This window comes from Nocardioides sp., assembly GCF_047607185.1.
Classification (GTDB): domain Bacteria; phylum Actinomycetota; class Actinomycetes; order Propionibacteriales; family Nocardioidaceae; genus Nocardioides.
Window position 1 is genome coordinate 1 of sequence record NZ_JASGDQ010000023.1, and the last position, 11309, is coordinate 11309.

Here is an 11309-nt window from a genome sequence, read left to right on the forward strand (position 1 = left end):
CGGGTGGAGTTGAAGGGTGACATTGCTCGGGTCGATGGGAAGGTCGACGACCTGCGGGTGGAGTTGAAGGGTGACATTGCTCGGGTCGATGGGAAGGTCGACGACCTGCGGGTGGAGTTGAAGGGCGACATTGCTCAGGTCGACAAGAAGGTCGACGACCTGCGGGTCGAGATGAAGACCGACGTCCAACGCCTGGACGACCGCATCTATGCGCTCGGGGTCGGGCTGAGGCCCCTGGTCGAGGCCATCACGGCGATCGACCGCTGAGCCACCACGCCGCCACTTCCCCATGGACCGCGGACTGGTGTCTTGCGCAACAGGTTGGTCGGTTGATCGGGCTTGACATGGCGGTCACAGGTGACGGTAACGAAACGATAACGCCACGGCTCGGAGCTGCCTTTCGCTGTCCTGTGACGGCGCACACACCTAGCTTGTGCGATGGACAAGCACGAGCGCGGATCGGTTGACGCGACAGGTGAGGGAGTAGGCCATGGGTGGCACTGTCGAGGTGCAGGAGCTGACGAAGAGCTTCGGCAGTCAGAACATCTGGAGCGACGTGACCCTCGCCCTTCCTCCGGGAGAGATCACCGCCCTGCTTGGCCCCTCGGGCACCGGCAAGTCGGTCTTCCTCAAGTCGTTGATGGGCCTGCTGCGACCCGAGCGCGGCGTCTGCCTGGTCAACGGCGTCGACATGGTCAAGGCCAAGGAGTCGCAGCGGCTCGAGCTGCGCAAGCGGTTCGGTGTGCTGTTCCAGGACGGCGCGCTCTTCGGCTCGATGAGCGTCTATGACAACGTCGCCTTCCCGCTGCACGTCCACACCCACAAGACCGACGCCGAGATCCGGCAGATCGTCAACGACAAGCTCGACATGGTCGGGCTGCTCGGGCAGGAGCACAAGCTGCCCGGTGAGATCTCCGGCGGGATGCGCAAGCGCGCCGGCCTGGCCCGCTCGCTGGTCACCGACCCCGAGATCATCCTCTGTGACGAGCCCGACTCCGGCCTCGACCCGGTCCGCACCGCCAACCTCGCCCAGTTGCTGCTCGACGTCAACGCGCAGACCGACGCCACCATGCTGGTCGTCACCCACAACATCGAGCTGGCCCGCACGCTGCCCGACAACCTCGGGATGCTCTACCGCCGCCGGCTGGTGATGTTCGGACCGCGCGAGGAGTTCCTGCTCACCGACCACCCGGTGGTCTCCCAGTTCATGAGCGGCGACCCGGTAGGCCCGATCGGCATGAGCGAGGAGGTCGACCACAGCCTGCACGACGAGATCGAGGACCTCGAGCTGGCCTACGAGGGCGCCCACGCCGGCCCGGAGCAGACCCGTCGGGTGGTGGTCCGCGGCGGCGCCCGCCCGATCGAGGTGCTGCCCCGCCAGCTCGTCCCCTCCGGCACGATCCAGCGCGCCGGCGCCGAGCGGCACGAGCACCGGGTGCGCTCCGGCGAGGCGCCGCTCTACGTCGACGACGAGGAGGCAGACCGAGTCCCGGGAGTCAGACGGCCGGACATCGTCGTACGGGCGCTGGACCAGGTCGGCAACCTCTTCGCGCTCGCGCTCGACACCATCCGGGCCACCTTCAAGCGGCCGTTCGCGGCCCGAGACCTGCTCGACCAGTTCTGGTTCGTCACCAGCGTCTCCTGGATCCCGGCGATGCTGGTCGCCATCCCGTTCGGCGCGGTCATCGCGCTGCAGCTCGGCACGCTCACCGTGCAGGTGGGCGCGCAGTCCTTCACCGGCGCCGCCAGCGTGCTCGCCGTGGTGCAGCAGGCGGCGCCGATCGTGACCACCCTGGTGATCGCCGGTGCCGGCGGTGCGGCCATCTGCGCCGACCTCGGGGCGAGAACCATTCGAGAGGAGATCGAGGCGCTCAAGGTCATCGGCATCTCGCCGGTGCAGCGCCTGGTGGTGCCCCGGGTGCTCGCCTGCGTCTTCTCCGCGATCCTGCTCAACGGCCTGGTCTCGGTGGTCGGCGTGCTCGGCGGCTATTTCTTCAACGTCATCGTCCAAGGCGGTACGCCGGGCGCCTACCTGTCCAGCTTCACCGCGCTCGCACAGATCTCCGACCTGTGGGTCGGCGAGCTCAAGGCGGCGATCTTCGGCTTCCTCGCCGGCGTGGTCGCCGCCTATCGCGGCCTCAACACCAGGCCCGGCCCGAAGGGCGTCGGCGACTCGGTCAACCAGTCGGTCGTGGTCACCTTCCTGCTGCTGTTCTTCGTCAACTTCGTCATCACCACGCTCTACCTCCAACTCGTGCCAGGGAAGGCGGCCTGACATGGCGACGACGACAGCGACCAAGCCGCGTCCCCGCTGGGACCGCGCCCTCGACGGCATCGCCCGCACCGGCCGCGACCTGCGGTTCTACGGCCGGGTGCTGGCCGCCATCCCCTACGCGCTGCGCCGCTTCCCCAAGGAGATCCTCTCGATCCTCTCCGAGGTCAGCTTCGGCTCCGGCGCGCTCGCGGTCATCGGCGGCACCATCGGCGTGATGGTCGGCATGTGCCTCTTCGTCGGCACGGTCGTCGGCATGCAGGGCTACGCCGCGCTCGACCAGATCGGCACCGCCACCCTCAACGGGTTCATCTCGGCCTACTTCAACACCCGCGAGATCGCGCCGCTGGTCGCCGCACTCGCCATGTCCGCCACGGTCGGCGCCGGCTTCACCGCGCAGCTCGGCGCGATGCGGATCAACGAGGAGATCGACGCGCTCCGGGTCATCGGCGTGCCCGCCGTGCCCTACCTGGTGACCACCCGGGTCATCGCCGGGTTCGTCGCCATCATCCCGCTCTACGTCGTCGGCCTGCTGACGTCGTATGCCGGATCCCGCATCGTCACGGTGTGGTTCCGGGGCCAGTCGGCGGGCACCTACGACCACTACTTCACGCTATTCCTGCCGACCGTCGACATCCTGCTGTCCTTCGGCAAGGTGCTGTTCTTCTCGGTGCTGATCATCCTCATCCACTGCCGGATCGGCTATCAGGCCTCCGGCGGCCCCGCCGGCGTCGGTATCGCCGTGGGCCGGTCGGTGCGCCGCACCATCGTCACCGTCGCGATCCTCGACCTCGTCCTCTCACTGGCGATGTGGGGCAGCACCGTCACCGTCAGGATCGCCGGATGAGCCGGGCGGTCGACATCGCGCTCGGCGCGTTCTACTTCGTGCTGGTCGCCGCACTGCTCGGCGTGGCGGTGCTGGTCTACAACAAGGCATTCACCGACCACACCGACGTGAAGCTGACCACCGGCGCGCTCGGCAACGCGATCCAGCAGGGCTCCGACGTCAAGCTGCACGGCGTCCCGGTCGGCAGCGTCAGGCACATCGAGCCGACATCCACCGGAGCCGAGCTGACCCTCGCGCTCGACCCCTCGGCACTGCGGGAGCTGCCGGCCGACACCACCGCCCGGCTGCTGCCCAAGACGCTCTTCGGCGAGCGCTACGTCTCCCTGGTCACCCCCGACGCGACCACCCCCGGCCTGCGCGGCGGCGACGTGATCCACGAGGACACCTCCGCCGAGGCCGTCGAGCTGCAGGACGTCCTCGACCAGCTGCTGCCGCTGCTGCGCTCGATCCAGCCCGAGAAGCTCGCCGCCAGCCTCGGCGAGCTCGCCACCATGCTGCGCGGCCAGGGCGCCGAGATCGGCACCTCGCTCGCCGCCTGGGGCGACTACCTCGCCAAGCTCAACCCGCTCGTCCCGCAGATGGCCGACGACTTCGCCGCGCTCGGCACCGTCGCCAACCAGTACGCCGCCGCAGTGCCCGACCTGCTCGACGCGCTCGACACCATGACCGCCACCTCGGCCACCCTGGTCGACGAGCAGGACCAGCTCGCGAGCGTCTTCGCGACGGTCATCGACGCTGCCGACACCACCCGAGGCTGGACCAGCGCCAACGACAAGACCATCCGGATCCTCTCCAAGCAGAGCCGCAAGGCGCTGCGGGCGGTGGCGCCGTACGCCACCGAGTTCCCCTGCCTGCTCAAGGCCGCCAGCGACTTCGTCCCGGTCATGGACAAGACCCTCGGCGCCGGCACCGACGAGCCGGGCGTCCACGTGGTGCTCAACGTGGTGCCCTCTCGCGGCAAGTACCTCGCCGGCACCGACGTCCCGACCCAGCTCACCGGCGGCGGCCCGCGGTGCCCCTATGTCACCGGCCAGACCGGCACCCAGCCGGTCTCCCGCTCCAGCAGCGAGCCAGAGACGATCCCGGCACCGCCCACCCAGATCGAGAGCCGAATCGCCAGCGCCGACGGCGACCTCGGCGAGGACAACTCCCCGGCCGAGAACGAGCTGATCGCCGAGCTCGTCGGACCTACCCAGGGCATCGCACCCTCCGACTACCCCGACTGGGCCAGCCTGCTGCTCGGCCCGACCCTGCGCGGCGCGGAGGTGACGATCCAGTGAGAGTCACCCTGCTCAAGGCGATCGTCTTCACCGTCGTCACCTCGCTGGCCACCCTCGCCCTGGCCGGCACCATCCGCAACAGCGCCGGCAGCGACGGCCACGACTACGAAGCGCTGTTCACCGACGTCACCAGCCTCCACACCGGCGACGACATCCGGATGGCCGGGGTCAAGGTCGGCACCGTCAAGACGATCACGGTCAGCGAAGACAAGGCCGGCGGCACCGTCGGCAAGGTGGGCTTCACCGTCGCCGACAGCGCCCCCATGACCACCGGCACCACCGCGGAGCTCCGCTTCCGCAACCTGGTCGGCCAGCGCTATATCGCGCTCACGCCGCCCGACCAGCCCGGCCGGGCGCTGCCCGCCGGCTACACCTTCGGCCTGGACCAGACCAAGCCGGCGCTCGACCTCACCCTGCTCTTCAACGGCTTCCAGCCGCTCTTCCAGCTGCTGGCCCCCGAAGACGTCAACAAGCTCAGCGAACAGATCATCGCGGTCTTCCAGGGCGAGGGCCCGACCGTCAGCGACCTGCTGTCGAGCACCGCCGGGCTCACCTCCACGCTGGCCGACCGCGACCAGGTGATCGGCGACCTGATCGGCGACCTCAGCTCGGTGCTCGACGTCGTCAACCAGCGCACCGACCAGCTCGACACCACCATCGTCACGCTCCAACAGCTAGTCTCCGGCCTGGCCGAGGACCGCACCGCCATCGGCGAGAGCATCGCCGGCATGGCCGAGCTGACCGACAGCGTCTCGAGTCTGCTGCAGGACGGCCGCAAGCCGCTCAAGCGCGACATCCGCGCACTGGGCAAGCTGTCGGGCAACCTCGCCGACTCCTCCGAGGTCGTCGACCAGTTCCTGCAGACACTGCCCACCAAGCTCGACCAGATCGGCCGGCTGGGCAGCTACGGCTCCTGGGTCAACTTCTATCTCTGCTCCATCCAAGGCCGCATCCCGCTGCCCGAGGGCTATATGGGCGACCTGGGTGCCAATCCGGTCGCAGGGAGGTGCCGCTGATGGCCCCGAAGCGAGCCCGCCGCTTCCCGACCTCCTTCGACGAGCGCAACAAGGTGGTCATCGCCCTGGTCGGCCTCGTCGTCCTGGCGCTGGCCTTCCTCGCCGCGTTCTACGTCGACGCGCTCCCGGTGATCGGCGGCGGCAAGGTCCGCCACGCCTACTTCGCCGAAGCGGCCGGCCTGAAGAAGGGCAACGAGGTCCGCATCGCCGGCGTCAAGGTCGGCAAGGTGACCGGCGTCAGCCTCGACGGCGACCGGGTGGACATCGCCTTCCGCACCAAGGGCGTCGACCTGGGCGACCAGACCACCGCCGCCATCAAGGTCAAGACGCTGCTGGGCCAGAAGTACCTCGCGCTCGACCCCGCCGGCACCGGCTCGCTGGGCAGCGCCATCCCGCTGGAGCGCACCACCACGCCGTACGACGTCTCCGCGGCGCTCTCGGACCTCTCCACCACCGTCGACGAGATCGACACCGACACGCTGGAGGAGAGCCTCAACACCCTGGCCGACGCCTTCCAGGACACCCCGAAGTCGGTTCGCGCCATGGTCGACGGGCTGACCGCCCTCTCGCGCACCATCTCCACCCGCGACGAGCAGCTCGCGACCCTGTTCGCCCAGACCAAGCAGGTGACCGGGTCCCTGGCCGACCGTACCGACGAGATCGGCGCCCTCGTCGACGACGGCAACGACCTGCTCACCGAGCTCGCCGCCCGCCGCGACGCCGTCAAGCAGATGCTCGAGGGCACCGCCCAGCTCGGCGTCCAGGTCAGAGGGCTGGTCGCCGACAACGAGAAGCAGCTCGCACCGGCGCTGACCAAGCTCGACAAGGTCACCGCGATCCTGCAGCGCAACCAGGACAATCTCGACAAGGCGCTCTCCGAGCTCGGCCCCTACTACCGGATGCTCACCGCCGCGATGGGCAGCGGGCGCTGGGTCGACGCCTACCTGTGCGGCCTCTTCGACGACACCGGAGCGCCGGTGCTCGACAACGACGTCGTCCGTGACTGCGAGCCGAGGAGCGCCCAGTGAGCCGCCGACTGCTGCTGCCGATCGTCCTCGGGCTGATCCTCGCCGTGCTGCTCGGCGTCGGGCTGCTCTACGGCGGCGTGCCCGGCCGGACCGGCACCGAGCTCAAGGCCCGCTTCAGCGCCGCCGTCGGGCTCTACCCCGGCTCCGAGGTCCGCATCCTCGGCGTCAAGGTCGGCGAGGTCGTCTCGGTCACCCCCGACAAGGACGGCGTGATCGTCACGCTGCGCCTCGACCACGGCCAGAAGGCGGCCGCGGACACCGGCGCGGTGATCGTCGCCCCCACCATGGTCAGCGACCGCTACGTCCAGCTCACCAAGCCCTACACCGGCGGCACCGCACTGCGGGCCGACGCGGTGATCAGCGAGACCGGCGTGCCGGTCGAGGTCGACGACATGTACGCCAGCCTGACCGACCTGGCCACGCAGCTCGGCCCCGACGGCGCCAACCGGAACGGCGCCCTCTCGCGGCTGCTCCAGGTGGCCTCCGACAACCTCGACGGCGAGGGCAAGGACATCAACCAGCTCATCGACGAGTTCGGCAAGGCGACCGGCACCCTGGCCGACTCCGACGACGACTTCTTCGCCACCGTCGGCAACCTCGACAAGCTCAACGAGATGCTGGTCGCCCACGATGCCGGCGTCGCCTCGGTCAACCGACAGTTCGCCGACGTCACCAGCTATCTGGCCGACGACTCCGACGACCTCGCCGCCGCCGTCGCCAACCTCGGCGACGCGCTGGCGGTCCTCGACGACTTCATCAAGGACAACCGCAAGCACCTCAAGAACAGCGTCGAGAAGCTGCGCGGCCCGACCCGGTTGCTGGTGAAGCAGAAGAAGTCGCTCGAGGAGGCGGTCAAGACCCTGCCGCTGGCGCTGCAGAACTTCCTCTCCGCCTACAACCCCGCCTACAACACCGTCGACGGCCGCAGCAACCTCAACGAGCTCACCGTCTGGTCCACCACCGACGGCCTCACCGCACGCACCTCAGAGGACGCCCCGCCGGTGCTGCTGCCAGGGCTGGGGGAGGACCGATGAAGCGACTCGCCACCCTGCTCAGCCTCCTCGTCGGCCTCGCGGTCATCGTCTTCGGCGGCCGGTTCCTGGCCAGCGGCTGGGTCTACAACGCACCGCTGCCCGGCGGCGCCGACCTGGGCAGCCACCCGGTCACCCTCACCGCCGACTTCGCCGACGTACTCGACCTGGTGCCGCAGTCCAGCGTCAAGGTCGACAACGTCGCCGTCGGCCGCGTCACCGCGATCGACCTCAACGCCGACGGCCACAGCGCCCGCGTCAAGCTCAAGGTCAACGGCTCGGTCTCCCTGCCGGTCGGCACCACCGCCCGACTGCAGCAGACCTCGCTCCTCGGCGAGAAGTACGTCGCCCTGGTCCGGCCCGCTGGCACCACCAGCACGGCGGCCAGGCTCGCCGACGGCGCCGAGATCGGCATGGCCGACACCTCGGCCGCTGCCGAGGTGGAGCAGGTGCTCGGCGCGCTGTCGACGGTGCTCAACGGCGGCGGCATCGGGCAGTTCCAGGAGATCTCCCAGGAGCTGCAGGCGATCAGCGCCGACCGCCCCGACGAGATCCGCAACTTCCTGGAGCAGCTCAACCACTTCACCACGACCCTCAACGACCGGCGCGACTCGATCACCTCGGCACTCGACGGTCTCGCCGCACTCTCCGAGCGCCTCGACGGCGACAAGGAGAAGATCGCCACCGCGCTCGACGGTCTCAGCCCCGGTATGCAGGTGCTGGTCGACCAGCGGGAGCAGCTGGTCGCGATGCTCGGCTCGCTCGACAAGCTCTCCGATGTCACCGTCAAGACGCTGGACGCCTCCCAGAAGGACATCGTCGCCGACCTGCGGCTGCTCCGCCCGATCCTCACCCAGCTCGCCAAGGCCGGTGACGACCTGCCCAACGCGCTGCAGATCCTGCTGACCTACCCGTTCCCCGACTCCGTGCTCGGCGCGGTCAAGGGGGACTACCTCAACGTCTTCGTCACCACGAACTTCCGAACCCTCCCCACCGGGTGTTCGGAGGGGGGCTGCGCGTGGCCCCAGGTGGGCGGCGGGTCGGCTGACGCCACTTCCTCGGCCCGCTCGGCTCCCTCGCGGCGCGGGCTGACCAAGGTGGCGTCGCCGACCCTGCTGCCCTCCACCAGCTCGCCCGTCGCCGGTGCCACGTCATCGAGCGTGTCGGTGCCGAGCATCCTGTCGTCCGCCGCGGCCGAGTCGACTGACTCGGCTGCTCCCACCACATCCACAACCGAGTCAACCCCTCCCGACACCGATCCGTCGGTCGAATCCACCCCCTCGGGGGAGGCATCGGTGTCTGGCTCGGCCGCGGCGGACCCGTCGCCGACTGCCCAGCGGGCGAAGGAGGAGAAGCGATGAAGGGCGCAGGCGTCCGGGCCAAGCTGATCGGGTTCGTCATCGTCGCGCTGGCCGGGACGTCGTACCTCGGGGCGAAGTATGCCGGCCTCGACCTGTTCTCCCGCAGCTACGACGTGACCTTCGCGATGACCGACGCCAGCGGCCTGTTCGAGGGCAGCGAGGTGACCTACCACGGCGTGCCGGTCGGCAAGGTCGACCATCTGACCGCGACGACGAGCGGCGTCGAGGCGGTCGCCCGCATCGACGGCGACGCGCCACCGATCCCGGCGGACGTCACCGCGACCGTGACCGACCGCTCGGTGATCGGCGAGCAATACCTCAACCTCTCCGGCGGCACCTCCGGCGAGCTCGGCGGCGGCGACCGGGTCACCGTCACCGGCCTGACGCCCGACCTCACCGAGCTGCTGCGCTCGGGTCGCGACTTCACCGCCTCGGTGCCGCAGGACGCCCTCAACACCGTCATCGACGAGAGCTACGACCTGGCCCAGGGCAGCGCCGGCAACCTGCGCAGGCTGGTGAGCACCTCGATCGACTTCCAGCAGGCCGCCGACCGCAACTTCCTCACCAGCGCCTCGCTGATCCGCAACGCCTCGACGGTGCTGAAGACGCAGGAGAACGCGGCGAGCTCGATCCGCTCCTACAGCCGCGACCTCGGCGTTCTCGCCGACACGCTGCGCGACTCCGACGCCGACCTGCGCGAGCTCATCGACAACTCGCCCGCCGCGGCGCGGCAGCTCTCCGCGCTCTTCGACAGCGTCGGCAGGCCGCTGGGCACCCTGATGAGCAACCTGGTCACCACCGCCCAGGTGTTCGGCACCAACGCCGCCGGCGTCGAGGACACCCTGATCCGGGTGCCCGAGGCGGTCAGCGTCGGCTGGGCGATCACCGGCTCGCGTGGCATCAACCTGGGCCTGGTCCCGACCTTCTTCGACCCGCTGCCCTGCACCGACGGCTATGGTGGGACCACGCTGCGCAAGGGCACCGACACCTCTGCCGGAGCGCCCCTCAACACCGACGCAGGCTGCACCGCTTCGACCTCCTCCGGGGTCGACGTACTCGGTCCGCAGGCGCTGGCCGATGGCGCCCCGGCGGCCGCTCGAGTGGACGTCGCGCGGTCTCTGGGCGACCTGCTGGGAGGCGTCGAGTGAATCTGACCGAGGAGGAGACCGCGACCATGTCGGAGGCTGAGCCCGCCCCCGCCCGACGGCGGCCGTCGCGGCTGACCCTGGCGACGACCGGGCTCGCGCTGCTGGGGCTGCTGGTGATGGCCTTCGGGCTGGTGTCGTGGTGGCGAGCCGCCCACGACTCCTCGCTGGACCTGGCCACGCTGCGCGACCAGGTGGTCATCGCTGCGACCAGTGACATCGAGACGATGAATACCCTCGACTACCGCTCCGTCGACAAGGGGCTGGCGGCCTGGTCGGCCGTCACCACCGGCACCCTCCACGACCAGATCGTCGGCATGGACGCGGAGGACAAGAAGCTGGTCACGGACCTGCAGAAGATCTCCACCGGCAAGGTCGTCGATCTCGCCGTGGTCTCGCTCGACCCGACCCGCGCCACCGTGCTGGCCGCCGTCGAGGTGACCGTCGCCGACGATCTCGACACCACGGCCGCGCCGAGCGTGAAGCGCAACCGGTTCAGCGCCGACCTGGTGCTGGTCCACGGCCACTGGCTGCTGGAGCGACTCGGCCAGGTGGAGGTGCAGGTCTCATGAGGCGCCGGCTTCCGCTGCTGTTGGCCGTGCTCGCGGTCGTCATGCTCGCCGTCGGCGGTGTCGGGCTGTGGCGGGCGCACTCGCTGCGCTCGATCCCCGCCGCGGCCAACGACGCCGTGGTCGACGCGGTGACGAGCGCCGAGGTCGAGAGCGACGTCTCCTCGGCGCTGACTAAGGTGCTGAGCTACGACTACTCCGACCCGAGCGCCACCGAGCAGGCCGCCGACCAGCTGCTCGCCGGCGACGCCCGTAAGGAGTACGACACCTTGTTCGCCTCGCTCCAGGAGCGCGCCCCGGGCCAGCAACTGGTGCTGTCGGCGACCGTGCAGGCGGTGGCGGTCAAGGAGCTCGCGGGCGACCAGGCCACGCTGCTGGTCTTCGTCGACCAGACCTCCCAGCGTGCCAGCGACTCCGAGGCCAGCATCAGTGCGGCCCAGCTCTCCATCGAGGCCAAGCGGTCCGGTGGCTCCTGGCTGATCACCGGCCTCACCCCGCTGTAGACCTCGCCGGGACGACCCGTTCGGATGACGTCCCGCGAGGATCAGGCGGCGGTCTGCCGCTACGGAACTTGCCGACCTGCCAGCCGCCGAGTCGGCAGAAGTGCTGGCCTGAGAGGGCGCGAGTCGGCAGAAGTGCTGGTTTGAGAGGGCGCGAGTCGGCAGAAGTGCTGGCCTGAGAGGGCCCGAGTCGGCAGAAGTGCAGGTTTGAGAGGGCGCGAGTCGGCAGAAGTGCAGGCCGCCGGACCTGCACTTCTGCC

The 11309-nt window shown here is 69.7% G+C and carries 11 protein-coding genes and 1 pseudogene; all 12 read left to right on the forward strand.

Annotation, left to right across the window (positions count from 1 at the left end; translation table 11 throughout):
- Positions 1-267: hypothetical protein (locus QM595_RS02155; RefSeq protein ID WP_415169878.1), on the forward strand; the 267-nt coding region annotated here is incomplete at its 5' end.
- A gap of 223 nt (positions 268-490) precedes the next feature.
- Positions 491-934: pseudogene (locus QM595_RS02160) on the forward strand (ABC transporter ATP-binding protein); the annotation flags it as partial.
- 576 nt (positions 935-1510) lie between these two features.
- On the forward strand, positions 1511-2275 hold the full coding sequence (locus tag QM595_RS02165) for an MlaE family ABC transporter permease (RefSeq protein ID WP_415169888.1): 765 nt from the start codon (positions 1511-1513) through the stop codon (positions 2273-2275).
- 1 nt (position 2276) lies between these two features.
- Positions 2277-3119, forward strand: a complete 843-nt coding sequence (locus QM595_RS02170; RefSeq protein WP_415169879.1) for an MlaE family ABC transporter permease — start codon at positions 2277-2279, stop codon at positions 3117-3119.
- A complete protein-coding gene (locus tag QM595_RS02175; RefSeq protein WP_415169880.1) occupies positions 3116-4399 on the forward strand; it encodes an MCE family protein in 1284 nt (427 codons plus the stop codon). Before QM595_RS02170 ends, QM595_RS02175 begins: the two co-directional genes overlap by 4 nt.
- Complete coding sequence (locus tag QM595_RS02180) at positions 4396-5415, forward strand: MCE family protein (RefSeq protein WP_415169881.1); 1020 nt, start codon at positions 4396-4398, stop codon at positions 5413-5415. The genes QM595_RS02175 and QM595_RS02180 overlap by 4 nt, the downstream gene beginning before the upstream one ends.
- Positions 5415-6443, forward strand: coding sequence for an MCE family protein (locus tag QM595_RS02185; RefSeq protein WP_415169882.1), 1029 nt, complete (start codon positions 5415-5417; stop codon positions 6441-6443). The genes QM595_RS02180 and QM595_RS02185 overlap by 1 nt, the downstream gene beginning before the upstream one ends.
- Positions 6440-7477: an MCE family protein gene (locus QM595_RS02190; protein WP_415169883.1), complete on the forward strand. Its 1038-nt coding sequence runs from the start codon at positions 6440-6442 to the stop codon at positions 7475-7477. Before QM595_RS02185 ends, QM595_RS02190 begins: the two co-directional genes overlap by 4 nt.
- Positions 7474-8835 (forward strand): MCE family protein, encoded by a 1362-nt coding sequence (locus QM595_RS02195; protein ID WP_415169884.1) that lies wholly within the window; start codon positions 7474-7476, stop codon positions 8833-8835. The genes QM595_RS02190 and QM595_RS02195 overlap by 4 nt, the downstream gene beginning before the upstream one ends.
- A complete protein-coding gene (locus QM595_RS02200) occupies positions 8832-9983 on the forward strand; it encodes an MlaD family protein (protein WP_415169885.1) in 1152 nt (383 codons plus the stop codon). The genes QM595_RS02195 and QM595_RS02200 overlap by 4 nt, the downstream gene beginning before the upstream one ends.
- Positions 9980-10552, forward strand: a complete 573-nt coding sequence (locus tag QM595_RS02205) for a hypothetical protein (protein WP_415169886.1) — start codon at positions 9980-9982, stop codon at positions 10550-10552. Before QM595_RS02200 ends, QM595_RS02205 begins: the two co-directional genes overlap by 4 nt.
- Entirely contained in the window at positions 10549-11052 is a 504-nt protein-coding gene (locus tag QM595_RS02210) for a hypothetical protein (protein ID WP_415169887.1), read from the forward strand. The genes QM595_RS02205 and QM595_RS02210 overlap by 4 nt, the downstream gene beginning before the upstream one ends.
- Positions 11053-11309 lie beyond the last annotated feature (257 nt).